The sequence below is a fragment of the Desulfobacterium sp. N47 genome (assembly GCF_051233685.1).
GTDB lineage: Bacteria > Desulfobacterota > Desulfobacteria > Desulfobacterales > RPRI01 > RPRI01.
Map to the genome: position 1 here is coordinate 1 of NZ_JBAMMY010000121.1, position 19,048 is coordinate 19,048.

The window sequence follows — 19,048 nt, forward strand, 5'->3', positions numbered from 1 at the left end:
GCCTGTATCAATAAAAAGGATTCGTCAGCTTAGAAACAATATCCAGAATGAATTGCGTGCCTGTGGAAAAAATACACAGTCTGATAATCGAATTGTCAAAGAACAAACTTTATATGCAAAAACCTAACCGGACACTACTGAGAAATAGCTGCTGTTTGGCAAACTGTAGTTAATGGTAATGCGGAATGGCTGGCAAAAAAAATCCTTGATTTTGAGCTGACCAAGGAAGCTGTTATAAAGGAAATATCTAAAACTAACGTCAGCATGAAAGAAAAGGCATTCCAAACCATTTTAAAAAACCGAACATTTCATGGCGGAATATTAGCTGACGGGGCAGGTTTTTTGAAACATGGTGAAAATGGCAAAGGAATCCGTTCACGCTGGTATCCTGTAACACTTGCCAGACGATTTGATAATCTAAAACTTGTTGCTGATAGAATTACGTTCCGTCAGGAGGACGGACTGGCTGTAATTCGAGAATATTCTCAACGTCATGATGTAGTATTCTTTATTGATCCTCCTTATACAGCCGGTGGCAAGAAGGCAGGCAAACGCCTTTACCGTCATTTCAACCTCGACCATGAGTGCTTATTCACTCTCTGTAAATCTGTAAAAGGGGATTTCCTGATGACATACGATAACGCAGATGAGGTCAAGGAAATGGCCAGAAGGCATGGATTTCAGATGCGCCTTATTCCTATGACAAATACTCACCACTCAACAATTGAAGAACTTGTTATAGGAAAAGAACTGTCATGGATGGATTGTTACCCAACAGTGCATGAGTCTAAATCCGAATACAAAACTGTTGATAGAAGAAAAAAAGTTCCACATTCCACACGGTCATCGGATATAAAGAAAAAATCTTCTTTAAAGCAGAGTTAAAAAAGAGCATAGGGGTATATTAGGGATGCCCTGTATATTTAAAGTCATTGCGCATCAACAAAACAAAAGCTTTAGGGGAAAAATAACACAGATGATTTTATACAATGTGAAATATTTGACTTTCAGGAGCTAAGCCTCGGACGTGATGTTTTTTATATAAATACCGGATTATATGATTTGTTTAAGACCTTTTCTAATATGCACTGATATCGATATAATTAGTGTATATTAGAAAAACATGCACCGGCGCAGTGCATATTTAAGATTCTCTCAAAAGAACATGTCGATGTCAGGGACAGGAAAAAAAAGGATTGAAAAGTTGTAAAATTTATCTAATTATGTTATTTTATTTAAAATTAAAAATTTTAAGTGTCCGATAAAATATGAATCTTTTAACGGCATAGGAGATAATTTACAATGATAACAGTTAATATCAACGACGCCCAGACTCAGCTCCCCAAGCTATTGTCATTGGTGTCTGAGGGCAACGAGATTATTATTTCCGCCAACGATAAGCCTTTGGCTAAAATAGTACCATTTTCCTTATCTCCAAAAAAACGCACTGCCGGACTCAATAAAGGGAAGATGCATGCGAGTGATGATTTTGATGATCCACTCCCTGATGAGTTTTGGACGATTTCAAAATGAATTTATTGCTGGATACACATACTTTTATATGGTGGGCAAGTAATCCGGAAAATCTTTCTAAAAAAGCACTATCAGAATGTGAGAATCCGGAAAACAGTTTGATACTGAGTGTTGTAAGCGCTTGGGAGATGCAAATCAAAAGCAGGATGGGCAAACTAAGCCTGGATATGCCGTTTAAAGAATTAATCGAAAGTCAACAAAAGGAAAATGATTTAAAAATCCTACCCATTGAATTGAAGCATATTTTCGAGCTAAACAATTTGCCGAATATTCATAATGATCCATTTGATCGGCTGCTGATTGCACAATCGAATTTAGAAGGCATCACACTTGTAAGCAAGGATAATAAATTTTCATCTTATCCCGTGTCTGTTCTTTGGTGAGTAAGTTCTTAGCATAAATGAACAGCGCTCAATCTTTAGAAGGTGCTCCCAATTCAGTCTATTAGTATACTTCACATAAGCAAAAACTCATAAAAGGGTTTACCTTTTGACTCATTAAAGATTAAAAAACAGCAGGGCCTGAAAGCATATATCGCGCTGCCCCATGGTGACCAAAGCCTTTTGCTTATCGAAGCAAAATACTCCAAGACGGTAATCCGCCAAGCGGAATTTTTTGGCCAGCAGATTAGGGCTATAAGCGCGTACAGCGGTTTTGGGAAATGGAATTGTATGGTCTTGAACTGACTTATTTTAAAACTGTTATCCGGGATTAGATAGCCCACTAATTTATTGTTGAAATCAGAAATTGTTTATGTGTAAATTACATTGTGAAAATATCGGATAAAATGATTTTATTATACCAATTTATATATACAATTATAATTATTTGCTGTGCTCCTTTTATTCTGTTGTTCGCTGCCGCAGGTAATAAAAGGGTGCTTGAAAGACTTGGCCTCTCGCTTTCCAAAGAGTATCCGAAAAACAAAAGAATATGGGTTCATGCGCTTTCCGTAGGCGAGGTTATATCGGCCATACCTCTTATTGATGCGATACGCCTTGAATATCCTGATAAAGAAATAGTTCTTACCGTTACAACGGTAAAAGGTCTTTTAATTGCAAAAAAAGAACTTCATGAAAAAGTTAAAATCATACAAATGCCCATTGATTTCTGGTGGAGCATCAACAGGATAAGAAATTATATCAATCCATATTGTTTTGTGCTTGTTGAAACCGATATATGGCCTGCTCTTTTAAATAACCTTGCACAAAATAATATAAAATGTTTTCTTGTAAACGGCCGCATTTCACCCAGCACATTCAAAGCTTACAAAAAATTTTCTTTTATTATAAAACCGGTTTTCAGCAAATTTGCATTATGCATGATGCAGTCGGAACATGACTCAAAAAGGCTTATAGAAACAGGAATTGATCAAAATAAAATTATAACGACCGGAAATATTAAATTTGACAGAAGCTGGCTTCCGATGCAGCCGCAGGAACGCGATGATTTGTTAAACAAACTGTCTTTATCTGCAGAAGATTGCATCTGGGTTGCCGGAAGTATCCATAAAGACGAAGAAAAAATAATTTTAAATGTTTTTTTGCAACTATTTCCTCAATTTCCAAAGCTGCGCCTTATTCTTGCTCCGCGAAATATTGAAGAATCGAATAAAATACTTATAATAGCACAGGGGATGGGTTTAAAAAGTATTCTTAAAACCGATAGGGATCATGATAAAAATCCTTACCCGGTATTGATCTTAAACACTATCGGAGAATTAAGCAGAATATACGGCATCGGCAAAATTGCTTTTGTTGGCGGAAGCATGGTTGCCTCCGGCGGTCATAATCTGCTTGAACCGGCAAGCTTTGGTATGCCGGTGCTTTTTGGGCCATATATGCATAATTTTGTTCTTATGTCCGAACTTATCTTAAAAGAAGAAGGCGCCATACAAATTAATAACGAAAACGAGCTTTATCAAAGCATAAAAAAACTTATAGAAGATGATGTCTTGTATGACAGAATGAGAAAAAACTCCAAAAATTTTGTTTATAAACACCAGGGAGCAATAAAGGAAGTTATAATGCATATCAGAAAGCATGTCGGTTAATAAGGAGGAAGAGTAAAAATGTTACTTCAACCGCTTGATAAATCGGATATTAACAACATACTCATTCGTGCAACAAACTGGGTGGGTGATGCTGTAATGACTCTTCCTGCGCTTGATGCGGTGCGTGAAAACTTTCCATCCGCCCGTATTACTGTTCTGGCAAGGCCATGGGTTGCTCCTTTATTTGAAAATCATCCTGCCGTAAGCGACGTTCTTATTTTTCAAAAACATGACAGCTTCATAAAAGATCTTGCTGAAATCAAAACTCTGATAGACTCGATAAAAGAAAAACAATTTGATCTTGCTTTTCTTTTCCAGAATGCTTTTGAAGCAGCTATAATTGCATATCTGGGCGGAGTAAAATACAGAGTGGGCTTTGATTCGGACGGACGCGGCTTATTGCTGACTCACGCAATAAAAAGAACCGGTGAAATATTTAAAATTCATCAGGTTGAATATTATCTGTCTATTTTAAAAGCCTTAGGCTACGCAGCCGAAAGTCATGACCCTGTTATTCATATTGCAGAAGATGTTCTCAGCAAAGCAGATGATCTATTAAAATTAAACGGTATAAATAAAGATGATTTTTTGCTTGGTTTAGCTCCGGGAGCTATTTTCGGAAACGCAAAGAGGTGGCCTCCCGAACGTTTTGCCGAAATCGGAGATCTTGCGGCCCAAAGATGGGGTGCAAAAACAATAATAATGGGAAGTAAAAAAGAACAATATATCGGCTCTATTGTAAGCGGTTTGATGTTACATAACCCGATAGATTTTTGCGGAACAACATCTCTTGAAATAGCAATTGCGCTTATCAGCCGATGCAATTTTTTTCTGTCAAATGATTCAGGGCTCATGCATGTTGCAGCAGCTCTGGGGGTTCCGACTCTTGCAATTTTCGGTTCAACCGACAATATAGCTACAGGACCACGCGGATCTAAAACAAGAATACTAAAACATGAAATTGACTGCGCTCCATGTATGAAGCAGGAATGCCCGACAGATTTTAAATGCATGCTTTCCATTACTCCTGAAGAAGTCTGGCAAGAGATGGAACAGTTCAGATCTGTTTATGAAAATACAGCCAAATGACAGAAATCAAGAACATTTTAATCATAAAATTAAGCTCCATCGGAGATGTTGTTCACGCACTTCCTTTCCTTGAAGTCATAAAACAATGCTACCCTGATTCCAAAATAGACTGGCTTGTTGAAGAAGAAGCTTCCAAGGTAATATTGGGGCACGGGTCAATCAATCGCATAATTGTATCCGGAAGAAAAAGATGGCAGAAAGATATCTTAAATCCTTTGAAATTTATAAATACTTCTTCCGATGCAATTGCATTCTTTAAAGATCTGCGTTTATCTTCATACGATATTGTAATTGATTTGCAGGGTCTTTTTCGAAGTGGATTTTTAGCCGCGCTTTCAAAAGGAGAAAGAAAGATAGGCATGAGCGGGGCAAGAGAGGGAGCTTCGTTTTTCCTGAAAGAACCTCCGGTGCCTGTCAGCTATGAACAGCATGCAATTGACCGCTATCTCAAAGTCGCATCATATCTTGGCTGTGACACCACAAATTTTAAAGGTGAAATTCCTTTTTTTGAAAAGGACAAAATATATATTGACAGCATACTTGGTTCAAGCTCAGAGGATCAAAGTATTATAGCCGTTAATCCTATGGCTAAATGGAAAACAAAGCTTTGGGAAGCGGATAAATTTTCAAGGCTTGCTTTGATGCTGCAAAAAGATTTGTCCTGCCGTATAATATTTACAGGAAGCAAGCAGGATGTGCCGGTTATAGATGGTATTATAAGTAAAGCCGGCAATACTGACAGAATAACAAATCTTGCGGGAAAGACCAGCTTAAAAGAACTTGCCTGTCTTTATTCAAGATGTTCGGTTCTTGTCTGCACAGATACCGGACCGATGCATATCGCAGCTGCAATGGGGTGCAGGGTTGTTTCGCTTTTCGGCCCGACATCCCCCTTGCGAACAGGCCCTTACGGAAACGGGCATAAGGTGATTAGAAGCGATGTGGATTGCAGCCCCTGCCTGAAAAAAGAATGCGATAACACGGCATGCATGAAAAATATAACGGTAAATGCAGTGTTTGATGCTGTGAAAAGCAGTTTTGGCGGGGTGTAAAACCCAGCCGTACTACCAATCTTTGGTAGGGCGGCATTTTATATGCCGCCTTCTATATGCCGCCGCTGATTATGTTTAACCTTTGCTGTCAAGATGGTGTTTTTCAAAGCGGTATCTCATTGACCTTAAGTTTATCCCCAGCAATTCAGCAGCTTTGATCTTATCACCACCTGTAATTTCCAGTGCCTTCATAACATAGGCTCTTTCAAATTCTTCAAGTATGGTATCAAGAGAAACGCCGTTTTCAACATCGTTTAAATCAAATCTTTTACCTTTTACTCCTTCTACAAATCTTCTACGCTTATGCATTGAAATAGAAAGGCTGTCAGGAAGAAGAATATTTGTATCACTTATGGCAACACTTCTTTCTATTAAGTTTTCAAGCTCACGGATATTTCCGGGGAATGCATATTTGTTTAAAAGATCTATAGCATATGAGGATAATTTCGTAACCTTCTTCCCCATTTCATTCGCGTATTTTTCGAGAAAGTGCTGGGACAGAGCGCGAAGGTCGTTCTTTCTCTCTCTTAAAGGAGGTAATTTTATCTCTATGACATTCAACCTGTAAAAAAGATCCTCCCTGAAACGATCCTGTATTACTTCGCTTGTAAGATCTTTGTTTGTTGCGGATATTATCCTTATATCAACTGCAATATCTTCAATGCCGCCCACAGGCTTAAACACTCTTTCCTGAACGACCCTTAATAGTTTTACCTGAAGGTGTATGCTGAGTTCGCCTATTTCATCAAGAAAAACCGTACCTTTGTCTGCAAGCTCGAATAATCCTTTTTTCTCAAAAGCCGCCCCGGTAAAAGCTCCTTTCTTATGTCCGAAAAGCTCGCTTTCCATCAAAGATTCAGGGATTCCGGCACAGTTTATCACTACGAAAGGCTTATTGCGACGTTCGCTTTCCTGATGAATCGCCCTTGCTATAAGTTCTTTGCCGGTCCCGCTTTCACCTGTAATAAGCACGCTGGTTTTAGTTTTCGCAACCTGCTTTATCAGATTATAAACATGCATCATTGCGGGACTGTTGCCGATAATTTTGCCGAAATGGAGCTGTTTTTTAAGTTCATCGTCAATAAATTTCTTTTCCTGCTCTATGGTTTTTAATTCAAGAGCATTGGCGATTGTGTGCTTGAGTTCTTCATTGTTGAAAGGTTTCGGAACATAGTCATATGCACCGCTGTTCATGGCTTCAATCGCTGTTTCAGCGGAAGCATAAGCTGAGATCATTATAACAACCGGATGTTGATCTTTATTTTTTGCTGCTTTTAATACATCTATACCTGTCATATCCCCCAGCCTGATGTCGCAAAGCAGAAGGTCAAAATCCTTTTTTTCAAGCAAAGATATTGCCTTGCTTCCGCTTTCGGCGCAAGTAATGTTATATCCCTGCCCTGAAAGCATCAGGTCAAGCAGTTCTCTCATGCTCTCTTCATCATCAACAACCAGTATATTAAAAACCTTATCCGCCATAATTATAGCTCATTCAGGAAATGATGTTTTCAAATACAATTTTTCCGCCTACCATTGTGAGACAGGCTCTTCCCTTCATTTTCCATCCGTTAAACGGGGTGTTACGGCCAAGTGAGCAAAAAGAATCCGAATCGACTGTGTATGATATATCCGTATCAATAATTGTAATGTCTGCCGCTTTTCCCTTCTTTATACTTCTGTCAAGATGCAGGATACGCGCCGGATTAACAGACATTTTTTCTATAAGCTCAGAAAGACTGATGATTTTATCTTTAACAAGTTTTAAGCCAAGCGAAACGGATGTTTCGAGTCCGACAATTCCGTTTGCAGCCATATCAAATTCAACTTCTTTTTCAAGGATGGAATGTGGAGCATGATCGGTTGCAATTACATCGATCGTTCCATCGGCAAGGCCTTCTCTTATAGCATCCCTGTCAGCTTCAGAGCGCAGCGGCGGATTCATCTTTGCGTTGGTATTATAACCGCAAACCGCATCCTGAGTAAGTGTAAAATAATGCGGGGCAGTTTCAGCAGTTACCGGAACGCCTCTTTTTTTGGCATCCCTTATGGCTCTGACGGATTGCAAGGTGCTTACATGCGCTATGTGCAGATGTGCGCCTGTCAGTTCGCATAAGGCAATGTCTCTTGCAACCATAATGCTTTCAGCTTCATTTGGTATTCCGGAAAGACCCATTCCGGTTGCAATGATACCTTCATTCATTGATCCGCCTGATGAAAGTTCGCTTACTTCACAATGTGAAATTACAGGCAAACCGAATTGCTTTGCATATTCCATCGCCCTTCTCATAAGGCGGCTGTTTGATACTGGCTTTCCGTCATCAGAAATTGCTATTGCTCCGGCTTCCTTTAAATCACCATATTCACAAAGCCTTTCTCCGTTAAGGCCTATACTTATTGCTGCAACAGGATACACATTTACTTTACCGAAATCTCTGGCTCTGTTTAAAATATATTCGGTGGTTTGTCTGTTATCATTGACAGGAATGGTATTGGGCATTGCGCACAAACCTGTGAAACCTCCTGAGGCTGCAGCAAGTGTTCCGGTTTCGATTGTTTCCTTGTACTCCTGGCCCGGTTCCCTTAAATGAACATGCATATCAATCAGCCCTGGAACAACAATTTTACCTGAAGCATCAATTATCTTGATATCATTATCTTTCTTAAATAATTCCGAAGGATCTCCATCAGTTCTCTCTAAAGGCGTTATACCGATTATCCTGTCGTTTTCTATCAGGATATCCATAACTCCATCAAGGTTTCCGGGATCGATAACCCTTCCGCCCTTAATCAGTGTCAGCATTTCGAATACCTCCGGAAATCAGGAACAAAAGAGCCATACGCAAAGAAACACCATTTGTAACCTGATCGAGAATAATTGAATACGGACCGTCGGCCAATTCGGATGAAATTTCGACCCCTCTGTTTACAGGTCCGGGATGCATAATCAGAACATCTTTTTTTGCTTTTTTCATCCTTTCCCGGTTAAGACCAAAAATTTTTGAATATTCACGATCGGAAGGATATAAAAAACTGTTCTGGCGTTCTTTCTGTATCCTTAACATAATTATTACATCTGCTTTTTTTACAGCATCATCCGAACTATCCGCAACTTGAGCGCCAAGACTTTCAATACCTTTTGGAATCATGGTGGGAGGGCCGGCAACAACAACCTCGGCTCCCATTTTAGTAAATCCTGTGATATCAGATCTTGCAACTCTGCTGTGAGAAATATCTCCTATTATTGCGATTTTCAGCCCCTTTACTGAGCCTTTTTTTTCTCTTACCGTCATTATATCCAAAAGCGCCTGACTGGGATGGGAATGCATTCCGTCGCCCGCATTGATTATGGATGTTTTAAGCAAACGGGCCAGCATGTGCGGTGCCCCAGCCGAAGAGTGCCTGACAACAATTATATCCGGGTTCATAGCCTCAATATTTTTAGCAGTATCTATTAAAGTTTCTCCCTTAACCATGCTGCTGGAGGCTTTAGATATCGATATACTGTCCGCACTTAAACGCTTTGCAGCTATTTCAAAGGAAGAACGGGTGCGGGTGCTTGCTTCATAAAAAAAAAGCACCACAGTTTTGCCTCTTAACGTAGGTACTTTTTTTACCGGTCTTCTTGAAATCTCTTTTAACCGGTCAGCCGTATCAATAATAAAAGTAATTTCTTCTGCTGAAAGGGATTCCATATCAAGAATGTGTTTCCTTTCAAACTGCATATTTACACCTGCCTTATTTCAATATTTGTCCTATCCTGTTCCACCTGACTCCAAAATTATCCCCGTCCCAGGACCAGTATATGATCATTGCTTTGCCCTCTAAAGCTTTCAGATCAACGAATCCCCACCATCTGCTGTCGTAACTGTGATCCCTGTTATCTCCCATAACAAATATTGAATGAGCAGGCACTTTAACAGGCCCGAAATTATCTCTCGGCTGGGAATTTGCCGGAAATTCATAAGGATCAGTGTACTGCCCGTAAATATCATTAATAGGCTCGTTATTTATATAGACCTTTTTATTACGAACCTCAACGGTATCTCCTTCAACTCCAATAACCCTTTTTATAAAATCTTTGCTGGGATCTTCAGGGAATTTAAAGACAACGATATCAAATCGTTTAGGATTTTTTACATTAATCAGAGTTGTTCTTAAAAAAGGAATTTTAACTCCGTATATGAATTTACTTACAAGAATATGATCCCCTATCTGAAGTGTCTCTTTCATGGAGCCGGAAGGAATCTTAAAAGCCTGTACAATGAATGTTCTTATGAACAAGGCAAGAATCAGAGCAATAATAATCGCCTCAATATTTTCCTTAAGAACGCTTTTCTTTTTTTTGTCTTTCGTAATAATTTCGTCTTGATTTGCAGTCTTTGATTTCAATTTGTATTAGCCGCCTTTTATTTTAGTTCAGTTCTTCCGGTTAAATCAAACCGGTTGCAAAATGTATTGCACGCAAAATACAGTTCCCAATTATTCCTGCAACAATGTCATCCATTACTATGCCGGTTCCGCCTGTGAGCCTTTTTTCAATTGAGCCAATTGGAAAAGGCTTAAAGATATCTAACAATCTGAAGATAAAAAACCCTGAAACTACAGAGACAATATTAAATGAAAGCCCAAAAAGAGTTACCATAATTCCCGCAATTTCGTCAATCACGATACTACCGGAATCCTTTACTTTCAATATCTTTTCAGCCTTGCCTGCAAGCCGGATTGAAAAAACAATAAATAAAGCTAATAAGATTGCGGCATAAAGCAGGTCTACCCCGGATAAAAAAAAACAAAATAAAAGCCCCTCGATAGTACCTATTGTACCGGGAGCTTTTGGAATATTCCCGGCATAAAAACCGGTTGCAAGGAATATGACCAGCTTATCTTTAAAATTCATTTTTTATTTTTATATCCGGATACAAATTTTGTCAAGAAACCGTATCGGATATGAGGAATATTAAATGCAAATTAAGGCAGTCAATGAAAAGTGAAAACTTAGAAATCAAGATGCGTTTTCGATAATTAAATATTTAAAATGAGCCCGTTTCAAAATGTTTCAGTCTGGTCAAGCTCAGGGCGGGCGAATATTTTAACCGCAGGAATACATGGTGTATTTTGAGGATAGCGCTATGCTTCACTGCGCGCAAAATTCGAGCCCAACGCAAAGATCGGCCAAAACGGGGTGTTTTGAAATTGGCTCAAAATGTATGCTCTAGTTTACCACCCATACAGCAATTTTTTTAGCCATATGTAAAATTTTTCTGCTTACTCTTCCAATAAAATATTCCTGAGTTGCAGAAAGCCCGCGCCTTCCAAGCACAATAGTTCCATATCCACCTTCTCTTGCTTCAGCTATAACACTACCGGCTCTGCTTGCTCTGTCCGTAAGAATTTTTTCCGTTATTTTTGATGGATCAATACCTGCGGCAATAAGCTTTCTTTTGGCCTCTTCCATAGCGGGTTTGATTTTTTTTATATTTGCTTCAGTCCAGTCTTTTTTCAATTCGGTGATAGGGATTTCGTTTAAACTTTGCTGCTCAATGCCAAGTGATCTTATTACATGACATATCATTATCTCAGAACCGGTGTTATTCAGCATTGCACCGACAATTGAGACACATTTCATAGAACCTTTTGATCCGTCAAATGCTATAAGGAATTTTTTTGTATCGGGCTTTCCTCCAATAACTATAAGCGGCATTTCAACTAAATTTCCGATCAGTTTGTTTGCCACGCTTCCCAATACAATCCCTTTAGCATTACTGATTCCTGTCCGACCGACAACAACTGCTTTATATTCGCCGGTATTTGCTTCCTGCAGTATATCTCTTGCTATTCCGGTTTTTCTTCCCTGGATCTTGGTTGATAAAGCATCAGCCGAAAATCCGTCGCTAATGAGAATTTTGCCTGCCTTTTTAATTGAATCAGTGACAAGCTGTTTCCGTTGTTCCGCCCACGCCTTAACAGGTGCTAATTTGGAACGGAAATCAGGATTTTTCTCCAGATCCCAGAATGATTCGGGAAGTTCCGAATCAACATAGAAAAACACTATTTTTGCGTTTTTAGGTTTAAGAACACTTCCGACATAGCGGACTGCTATAAGAGATTGTTTGGAACCATCAACTGGAATAAGCACTCTGAGTACATTTTTCATAAACTCACCTTTAAATTATTTGTTTATATCATCATAAGGTTTTGTGAGATCAATTATCAATTGATATTCATTTTCATCAGGAACTCTTTCGATTTTAAAGCCCAGCTTTTTTCCCATAGCCAGCATCTGTGTATTTTCAGCAAGAACGGTTCCCCACACCTTTTCGATTCCATGATCTTTTCCTATATTAAGACATCGCCTTAAAAGTGTTGCTCCGATTCCTTTTCCGTGCCAACTGTCTCCTACCAGAACTGCAAATTCAGCATGTTTGGGATTACGTTGAGTGATCACACGCGCAACACCTATCATTTTTTCATCGTTTTCCGTTTCAAGAATGGCAACAAGAGCAATTTCTCTGTCATAGTCAATCTGAGTAAATCGCGCCAGCATACTTGCAGATATATTTTTTATGGGTGCAAAAAACCTAAAGTAGATAGTTTGAGGAGAAAGGGTTTTAAAAAGCTCTTCTATAAGAGAAGCATCTTCAGGTCTGATGGGTCTTACAAATAAGTTAATATTTCCGCCAACAGAAATGTGGCTTTCGTTCTGGTTGGGATATGGACTGATGATAAGATGCATAGGCGCTTTAGTTCCGGACTGTTTTATAACTACCCGGGCATCGAGTGCACATACTGAGTTATCCGTAAGAATAAGGGGATTTATATCGAGTTCTTCTATTTCGGGAAAATCCGCCGCAAGCTGGGCAAGTCGTATAAGTATCTCTTCAATAAGGTATAAGTCTGTTGAATTATGAGCTGCCTGTCCTTTTAAGATGCGGTAAACCTTGGTTTCTTCCATAAGCCTTCTTGCAAGAAGGCGATTTAAAGGCGGGAATGCGATTGCTCTGTCTTTTAAAATTTCAGTCATCACCCCGCCCATTCCAAAAAGAATAACCGGGCCGAATTCCCTGTCTTTTTTTATTCCAAGGATCAGCTCAAAATCCGGTCTTTTCAACATGGGCTGAATTGTAACCCCATCTATTTTTGCTTTGGGCTTACATGAGAGGCAGGAGGCTAATATATCTTCATATGATTTTTCCACATCTGATACGCTGTTTAAATCAAGCCGTATTCCATTTACAGAAGTTTTATGTACTACATCCCTTGAGCAGATCTTCATAGCAACCGGAAATCCCAGCTGTTGGGCTTTTTGTACGGCTTCTTCGGCACAGCAGGCTATTTCCGTACGATTAACGGGAATGCCATATGAAAGAAGCAAAGATTTTGCTTCAACCTCGTTAAGAAGAAAATGCCCGGTTTCTATTCCTTGTTTTATAATCAGGGATGCACTTTCACGGTCAAATTGAAGCTTTCCCGGCAGTCTTGCGGGAGTTTCCTGAAGCAGTTCTATGTTTTTAGAATGCTTATGAAGATCCATAAAAGCTCTTACCGCACGTTCGGGAGTATCAAAAGTAGGAATCAGGGCGTCGTTTAAAAACTGCCGGCCTTTTTCAACGCCGGGACCCCCAAGCCATGAGGTGAAAACAGGAAACGGATGATTCTTAAGAAAGTCCGCAAGAATTTTTGCAATATTTGCGGGATCATTCAAACCCTGAGGGACAAGAATTACCAGCAGGCCGTTTATTTCAGGGGCCTCAATACAGATTTTAACAGTATTTAAATACCGCTCATGGTCGGCATCTCCGATTAAATCAATTGGGTTTGAATGGCTCCAGTAGCTGGGAAGTTCTTTATCAAGTTTTTTTATGGTTTCTGCTGATAGAGCAACCGGCTCTATTCCATAATCGGAAAGGGCATCAACGGCCATAACTCCCAACCCTCCGGCATTGGTTATTATTGCAAGCCCCGGACCGGAAGGATGCGGATTTTTTGCAAGAAGCTCCGCACAATCAAACAATTCCTCGAAAGTTTTAACACGCACTATCCCAGCGCGTTTGAATGCTGCATCATAAATATCATCTTCTCCGGCAAGCGCCCCTGTATGAGAAGCCGCAGCCGCAGCTCCGGCCCTTGTCCGTCCCGATTTTAAAGCAATAATCGGTTTAATTCTTGATACAGCCCTTGCAGCACTCATGAAATACCTGAGGTTGGTCAGATTCTCCACATACATAACAATGCTGCCGACATTCGGATCCTGGCCAATAAAATCAATCATGTCTCCGAAATCAACATCGAGCATTGAACCTACGCTTACAAAATAACTGAATCCGATTTGCTCTTTTATTGACAGATCCAGAATAGACGAGCAGATTGCCCCGCTTTGTGATATAAATGCCATCTTTCCCATTATAGGCATTTGGCCTGCAAAACTGGCGTTAAGATTTGATTTTGTGCATACAATCCCAAGACAGTTGGGTCCTATTACGCGAATACCTGAAGATTCAGCCTCTTTTTTTATGGCGTTTTCTATTTCTTTTCCCTTCTGGCCGGTTTCTTTTCCGCCGGCAGAAATAATTACAACACCGCCTACGCCGGATTTCACGCACTCATTTACTATTTTCGGAGCAACAGCAATTGGAACAGCTACAACAGCAAGATCCACCATAGAATCAATTTCAGCTACAGAAGCATAAGATTGTTTATCCCACAATGCTTTATACGAAGGATTAACAGGATAAATGTTACCCGGAAATTTTCCGTTAATCAGATTGCGCATAATATCGAAACCTACGCTTTCTTTTTTTTCACTTGCCCCTATTACTGCTATTGATTTTGGTTGAAATATCTTATCCAGATTGTCCACACCCATAAAGATTAATTTCCTGTAGCTTTTTTTAAAATATTTTTTTCAGCATAAATTTGAACGTCTGTGTTAAAAGACGGACGTTTTAAGAGCCTGTCAATTTTTAATTTTATATGGGTTTATCAGCATCATGGGAATTGGTGTGGCCTTTGTGACTTTTTCCGCAACAGACCCGAAGAGCAACTTGTCAATGCCCTTTCTTCCATGAGTACCCATAATAAGCATATCTATATCATGTTCTTTTATATAATTAATTATTTCTTCGGCTGCATCACCATTTACAATAGCAATTTTAATTTTCTCAGAATCCTTGAAATGTTTTTCTGCAAACTCCTCAATGCTTTTCCTGCCTCCTTCAATAACTGCATTTTCAAAAAGATCAACAGAAGGATGCGGTACATATATGCTTGTAAAATATTGAAAAGCACGCGCAACAAACAAAATATGTATTTCCGAATCAAATTTTTTCGCCATTTCATTTACATAAGGAACAATTTTAGGTGATGCTTCCGAAAGATCTACCGGGAATAAAATTTTTTTAAATTTCATATCAAATCTCCTTTACCTCGTTATAATATTGTTAAAAGTTAAATTGTAACTTTTTATCTTTTTTAAATTGGGTTATTTGCATTTCGATTTTTTTTATTGATAAATGGGGGGGCGCAACAAGCTGCTACCCCCCCCGAACCACCTTCAATAAAAAGGGAGGGGGAAGAGGGATATCCTCTTTACGAAGGTGGGAACCTTCCTATGATTCTTTATCAGTGATTGTTTTTTTATCCTTGTTTTGATCAGCATATTTGAAGTTAAAGCTTATCTTTCGTTCCTATTCAGATATATCTTTTGAGGACATGTTCTAAAAAGTTTAGAAAAAATAACATCCTGTTTGTAATTCTATTTGCTTGCTTATTTTTTAGCAAATGATATGCCACTAAAAAAAGATATGATTAACAGGTTATAACATCCTGAAATATAATTAAAAAAAGAGTGTAAACGAATTAATTAATATCCGGTAGTAATTAAAAAAAGTTGAAATATGTCGGTATTTTTTACAAACTGTAAAAATTATAACATAATTTATACTGCATCAAGCTGATTTATTTTAGCGCTTTACCACCCGGTTCTTACTTTTACGCCTCTTTTATCAAGATTGGATTTAATTTCGGAAATAGTATATGTGCCGTAATGCACCATTGAGGCTATCAATGCGGCATCAGCCTTTCCTTTAGTTAAAACATCAAAAAGATGCTCCGGTTTGCCTGCACCGCCTGAAGCAATAACAGGGATTGAAACATTTTCCGAAATAAGCGATGTGAGATTTAATTCATAGCCCTCACAGGTTCCATCAGCATCAATTGAATTCAAACATATTTCTCCTGCTCCAAGCTCTTCAGCCCTTATCGCCCATTCAAGAGCATCAATTCCCATATGAGTTCTTCCTCCGTTTATGACTATTTCATAGCCTGAAGGAATACTTTCACTTTTGCCTACAAATTTCACATCCATACCCAGCACTATGCACTGCTTACCGAAGGCTTGGGCTCCTTTTGAAATAATTTCAGGGTTTTTAACGGCAGATGAATTAACACTGATTTTTTCGGCTCCTGCGAGAAGCACCTTGCGCATATCTTCAAGATTCCGTATCCCGCCGCCAACGGAAAAAGGGATAAATATTGTTTCGGCAACACGTCTTACAACATCTATCATAATATTTCTTTTTTCACTTGAAGCGGTAATATCATAAAAGACAATCTCATCAGCTCCAGCCTCGTAATAATAACGGGCCATCTCAACCGGATCGCCTATATCTACATTATTTTTAAACTTTATTCCTTTTGTTGTTTTGCCTTCCCGTACATCGAGACAGGGAATTATACGTTTGCTCAGCATGGTTTCCACACACAGAAATTGTTAAGTATCGCAAGCCCGGGTCTCCCGCTTTTTTCAGGGTGAAACTGGGTAGCAATAATGTTTTCGAATCCGATTATCGATGCAAATGAAATTCCATGAGTTGTTGTTCCGATTATATGCGAGTCATCGTTAGTCGCCGGATAAAATCCATGAACAAAATAGAACTCATCATTGTCCTTTAGACCGGAAAGAACAAAGTGCTTTTTTTGCAGCAAAACGCTGTTCCAACCCATATGAGGTATCTTAAGGCCGGATTCGCTATTGTTATTTTTATCAAATCGAAAAGAAAGTACTTTGCCACCGATAATACCTATACAGTCAGTATTGTTTTCTTCGCTGTATTCCATTATGATCTGGGTTCCAAGGCATATGCCAAGAATGGGTTTGCCCGATAAAAGGGCATCTCTGATTGCCTGATCAAGACCCAGGCGCTTTATGCTTTCCATAGCAGAGCCTGCAGCCCCCACTCCGGGAAATATAATACGTTCAGCTTTGCTTATTTCTTTAGTGTCATTTGTAATAACGCATTTAAACCCCAGATGATTTACAGCACGCGCCACACTGGTAAGATTTCCTGCATTATAGTCTATTATTGCAATCATGTCTTTATTTTCATAGCAGTTAAATTGATCCCTTAATATCTAACCCCGTACCCTGCACCTTTGTCATTCCTCACTTCTTTTTACACTTTCCCACAGCGTATCAAATTCATCACGGGATAAAGAATCGATACCACGCCCGGTTTGTGTCGCCATCATTTCCATTGCCCTGAAACGGGTTTCAAATTTTTTAATTGATTCTTTCAATGCAGTTTCGGGATGGATTGCCGCAAAACGTGCAACATTGACAAGGGTAAAAAGTATATCCCCGAATTCAACGGCTACATTTGCCTTTGTGTTTTCGTCTGTATTTTCATTAAGAGCGCATTGGAATTCATGCCATTCTTCTTCGGCTTTTTGCATCACCTCGCTGATGTTATCCCAGTCAAAGCCGGTTCGTGCAGCCCTTTCGGAGATTCTATATGCCCGTATTAAAGCCGGAAGTTTTCCCGGCACTGAATCAAGGATAGCAGTGGTTTTTGTGATGTTTTTTTCATTCTTTTTTATTTCATACCAGCGGTTTCTCAAAACAGATGAATCTGTTGCGGATTCTTGCCCGAATACATGCGGATGGCGGCGTATCATTTTTTCCGTAATCTTTTTAAAAACATCATCTATGCCAAAAGCTTCCTTTTCTTCAAAAAGCCGTGCAATAAAGAAAATATGGAATAATACATCGCCTAGTTCTTCACAGATTTCATCGGAATTTTGCGATTCAATTGCATCAACAAGTTCATATACTTCTTCCAAAAGACAGACAGCCATAGTCTTGGAGGTTTGCTTCTTATCCCACGGACATCCGTTGGCGCTTCTGAGAGTTTCAATAAGCTCGATCAGGTTTTTAAAATTTTGCTCTTTTCTGTCTGGCCGCTGCTTTTCCAAGCTTTTTTAATATCCTTTATTTTTATCTGGTACTCATTTTTTAAGCTTTTTGGGGTTACCATAACCATCTTATCGGAAAATATTACAAGATAAGGCGATGCTTTCGAAGATTTAATTGTATCTATGCTGCCTGAAAGAAAAGCCACAAATACGATTAACAATATAGAACTTATCAATGTTCCTTTCAATATCCCGAAAATTGCCCCGAATATTCTATCAACCCATCCAAGAAAAACTATCTTTAAAATATATTTTATTACGGTTCCTATAATACTTATTATCAAGAAAACACAAATAAAAATCAAAAGAAAGCTTAACACATTTAAATAATGGGAAGCTACCCATTTTTCAAAGAATTTGCTGACGTCATGATAATAGGTATAAGCAGCGTAAAAACCTCCAAGCACTCCTATCAGAGATGATATTTCCTTTATAACACCTCTGAAAATACCGCGAATGAGGCAGTAGGCCAGAATAGCAATTACCAGGATATCGAACAGATTCATAATCCCCCTTTTTGCAGGCTATGTGCTGAGTTTAGCCGTTTTAATTCTTTACGACTTAGTGAAAGTCCCTTTTGCTTAAATTGCGCCTGGATTAATATAAGAGGCTACATTTATTTTATAGCTTTATGCCTGAAACAATTTAATATATTATTGTAGCTAATCGGGCATAAAATTTTTATGTTAATAAATAATGAAGTATGCATTATAATAAAACATTTTTAATTCCGTCAAGTTTTATCTGCCGGATGCAGCTGACCCGGTTAATCCATTGGTCTTATTAAACTCAGATAAGTTTCTTTTTGCTTATTAGCCCTATTTATGTCTCTTTTTGCCGGTCCAATAATTTGTTATTTGCAATAGCTTTTATAATCATGATAAATAATAAATCCGTTCAGCTTTTTTAATTTTATATGTCTAATTATATTTATCTAAAGTTTCACCGAAATGATGCATGGTTTACTCACGCGACCATCCGTAACAGCGCGTCCACGAAAGATTTTCGGGAGAGTTTCTGGTTTTTGTTGCAAACGGCATTAAAATCATCAGCCAACGCGGCCTTGGCGATG

General features: G+C 38.9%; 18 protein-coding genes. 6 read left to right on the top strand and 12 right to left on the bottom strand.

Annotated elements, in window-relative coordinates; genetic code table 11:
* Nucleotides 1-264 precede the first annotated feature (264 nt).
* The 6 genes from VXK47_RS07410 (at nucleotide 265) to VXK47_RS07435 (ending at nucleotide 5,727) form a co-directional block, all read left to right on the top strand.
* Nucleotides 265-885 (top strand): hypothetical protein, encoded by a 621-nt coding sequence (locus VXK47_RS07410; RefSeq protein WP_435548132.1) that lies wholly within the window; start codon nucleotides 265-267, stop codon nucleotides 883-885.
* Between the two features lie 417 nt (nucleotides 886-1,302).
* Nucleotides 1,303-1,533, top strand: coding sequence for a type II toxin-antitoxin system Phd/YefM family antitoxin (locus VXK47_RS07415; RefSeq protein WP_435548133.1), 231 nt, complete (start codon nucleotides 1,303-1,305; stop codon nucleotides 1,531-1,533).
* A complete protein-coding gene (locus VXK47_RS07420) occupies nucleotides 1,530-1,916 on the top strand; it encodes a type II toxin-antitoxin system VapC family toxin (protein ID WP_435548134.1) in 387 nt (128 codons plus the stop codon). Before VXK47_RS07415 ends, VXK47_RS07420 begins: the two co-directional genes overlap by 4 nt.
* Nucleotides 1,917-2,320: 404 nt before the next feature.
* The gene (locus VXK47_RS07425; protein ID WP_435548135.1) at nucleotides 2,321-3,586 is read left to right on the top strand and encodes a 3-deoxy-D-manno-octulosonic acid transferase; all 1,266 of its coding nucleotides are present in this window, start codon (nucleotides 2,321-2,323) and stop codon (nucleotides 3,584-3,586) included.
* Between the two features lie 18 nt (nucleotides 3,587-3,604).
* Entirely contained in the window at nucleotides 3,605-4,675 is a 1,071-nt protein-coding gene (gene waaF / locus VXK47_RS07430) for a glycosyltransferase family 9 protein (RefSeq protein WP_435548136.1), read from the top strand.
* A complete protein-coding gene (locus VXK47_RS07435; protein WP_435548137.1) occupies nucleotides 4,672-5,727 on the top strand; it encodes a glycosyltransferase family 9 protein in 1,056 nt (351 codons plus the stop codon). The genes waaF and VXK47_RS07435 overlap by 4 nt, the downstream gene beginning before the upstream one ends.
* A gap of 75 nt (nucleotides 5,728-5,802) precedes the next feature.
* Here VXK47_RS07435 and VXK47_RS07440 read toward each other — a convergent pair whose 3' ends face one another.
* The 12 genes from VXK47_RS07440 to VXK47_RS07495 all read right to left on the bottom strand — a co-directional run bounded on the left by VXK47_RS07440 (nucleotide 5,803) and on the right by VXK47_RS07495 (nucleotide 18,482).
* A complete protein-coding gene (locus tag VXK47_RS07440) occupies nucleotides 5,803-7,206 on the bottom strand; it encodes a sigma-54-dependent transcriptional regulator (RefSeq protein WP_435548138.1) in 1,404 nt (467 codons plus the stop codon).
* A gap of 13 nt (nucleotides 7,207-7,219) precedes the next feature.
* Nucleotides 7,220-8,527 carry a dihydroorotase gene (locus tag VXK47_RS07445; RefSeq protein WP_435548139.1) on the bottom strand — a complete coding sequence of 436 codons (1,308 nt, stop codon included), beginning with the start codon at nucleotides 8,525-8,527 and terminating at the stop codon, nucleotides 7,220-7,222.
* Nucleotides 8,511-9,449, bottom strand: coding sequence for an aspartate/ornithine carbamoyltransferase family protein (locus VXK47_RS07450; RefSeq protein ID WP_435548140.1), 939 nt, complete (start codon nucleotides 9,447-9,449; stop codon nucleotides 8,511-8,513). Before VXK47_RS07450 ends, VXK47_RS07445 begins: the two co-directional genes overlap by 17 nt.
* Nucleotides 9,450-9,462: 13 nt before the next feature.
* The gene (gene lepB, locus VXK47_RS07455; RefSeq protein WP_435548141.1) at nucleotides 9,463-10,116 is read right to left on the bottom strand and encodes a S26 family signal peptidase; all 654 of its coding nucleotides are present in this window, start codon (nucleotides 10,114-10,116) and stop codon (nucleotides 9,463-9,465) included.
* Between the two features lie 40 nt (nucleotides 10,117-10,156).
* Complete coding sequence (locus VXK47_RS07460) at nucleotides 10,157-10,624, bottom strand: phosphatidylglycerophosphatase A family protein (RefSeq protein ID WP_435548142.1); 468 nt, start codon at nucleotides 10,622-10,624, stop codon at nucleotides 10,157-10,159.
* A 315-nt stretch (nucleotides 10,625-10,939) separates the two neighbouring features.
* Nucleotides 10,940-11,881, bottom strand: coding sequence for a universal stress protein (locus VXK47_RS07465; protein WP_435548143.1), 942 nt, complete (start codon nucleotides 11,879-11,881; stop codon nucleotides 10,940-10,942).
* Nucleotides 11,882-11,896: 15 nt separating this feature from the next.
* Complete coding sequence (locus VXK47_RS07470) at nucleotides 11,897-14,590, bottom strand: bifunctional acetate--CoA ligase family protein/GNAT family N-acetyltransferase (protein ID WP_435548144.1); 2,694 nt, start codon at nucleotides 14,588-14,590, stop codon at nucleotides 11,897-11,899.
* Between the two features lie 90 nt (nucleotides 14,591-14,680).
* Nucleotides 14,681-15,133: a universal stress protein gene (locus tag VXK47_RS07475; RefSeq protein WP_435548145.1), complete on the bottom strand. Its 453-nt coding sequence runs from the start codon at nucleotides 15,131-15,133 to the stop codon at nucleotides 14,681-14,683.
* A gap of 561 nt (nucleotides 15,134-15,694) precedes the next feature.
* Entirely contained in the window at nucleotides 15,695-16,474 is a 780-nt protein-coding gene (hisF, locus tag VXK47_RS07480) for an imidazole glycerol phosphate synthase subunit HisF (protein ID WP_435548146.1), read from the bottom strand.
* Nucleotides 16,468-17,097, bottom strand: a complete 630-nt coding sequence (gene hisH / locus VXK47_RS07485) for an imidazole glycerol phosphate synthase subunit HisH (RefSeq protein ID WP_435548147.1) — start codon at nucleotides 17,095-17,097, stop codon at nucleotides 16,468-16,470. Before hisH ends, hisF begins: the two co-directional genes overlap by 7 nt.
* A 63-nt stretch (nucleotides 17,098-17,160) precedes the next feature.
* Nucleotides 17,161-17,976, bottom strand: a complete 816-nt coding sequence (gene mazG, locus VXK47_RS07490) for a nucleoside triphosphate pyrophosphohydrolase (RefSeq protein WP_435548148.1) — start codon at nucleotides 17,974-17,976, stop codon at nucleotides 17,161-17,163.
* A complete protein-coding gene (locus VXK47_RS07495; protein ID WP_435548149.1) occupies nucleotides 17,928-18,482 on the bottom strand; it encodes a CvpA family protein in 555 nt (184 codons plus the stop codon). The genes mazG and VXK47_RS07495 overlap by 49 nt, the downstream gene beginning before the upstream one ends.
* Between the last annotated feature and the right edge of the window lie 566 nt (nucleotides 18,483-19,048).

Coding starts and splice junctions, on each gene's coding strand:
- VXK47_RS07410 (WP_435548132.1), top strand. CDS start 265: ATGAAAGAAAAGGCATTCCAAACCATTTTAAAAAACCGAACATTTCAT.
- VXK47_RS07415 (WP_435548133.1), top strand. CDS start 1,303: ATGATAACAGTTAATATCAACGACGCCCAGACTCAGCTCCCCAAGCTA.
- VXK47_RS07420 (WP_435548134.1), top strand. CDS start 1,530: ATGAATTTATTGCTGGATACACATACTTTTATATGGTGGGCAAGTAAT.
- VXK47_RS07425 (WP_435548135.1), top strand. CDS start 2,321: ATGATTTTATTATACCAATTTATATATACAATTATAATTATTTGCTGT.
- waaF (WP_435548136.1), top strand. CDS start 3,605: ATGTTACTTCAACCGCTTGATAAATCGGATATTAACAACATACTCATT.
- VXK47_RS07435 (WP_435548137.1), top strand. CDS start 4,672: ATGACAGAAATCAAGAACATTTTAATCATAAAATTAAGCTCCATCGGA.
- VXK47_RS07440 (WP_435548138.1), bottom strand. CDS start 7,206: ATGGCGGATAAGGTTTTTAATATACTGGTTGTTGATGATGAAGAGAGC.
- VXK47_RS07445 (WP_435548139.1), bottom strand. CDS start 8,527: ATGCTGACACTGATTAAGGGCGGAAGGGTTATCGATCCCGGAAACCTT.
- VXK47_RS07450 (WP_435548140.1), bottom strand. CDS start 9,449: ATGCAGTTTGAAAGGAAACACATTCTTGATATGGAATCCCTTTCAGCA.
- VXK47_RS07460 (WP_435548142.1), bottom strand. CDS start 10,624: ATGAATTTTAAAGATAAGCTGGTCATATTCCTTGCAACCGGTTTTTAT.
- VXK47_RS07465 (WP_435548143.1), bottom strand. CDS start 11,881: ATGAAAAATGTACTCAGAGTGCTTATTCCAGTTGATGGTTCCAAACAA.
- VXK47_RS07470 (WP_435548144.1), bottom strand. CDS start 14,590: ATGGGTGTGGACAATCTGGATAAGATATTTCAACCAAAATCAATAGCA.
- VXK47_RS07475 (WP_435548145.1), bottom strand. CDS start 15,133: ATGAAATTTAAAAAAATTTTATTCCCGGTAGATCTTTCGGAAGCATCA.
- hisF (WP_435548146.1), bottom strand. CDS start 16,474: ATGCTGAGCAAACGTATAATTCCCTGTCTCGATGTACGGGAAGGCAAA.
- hisH (WP_435548147.1), bottom strand. CDS start 17,097: ATGATTGCAATAATAGACTATAATGCAGGAAATCTTACCAGTGTGGCG.
- VXK47_RS07495 (WP_435548149.1), bottom strand. CDS start 18,482: ATGAATCTGTTCGATATCCTGGTAATTGCTATTCTGGCCTACTGCCTC.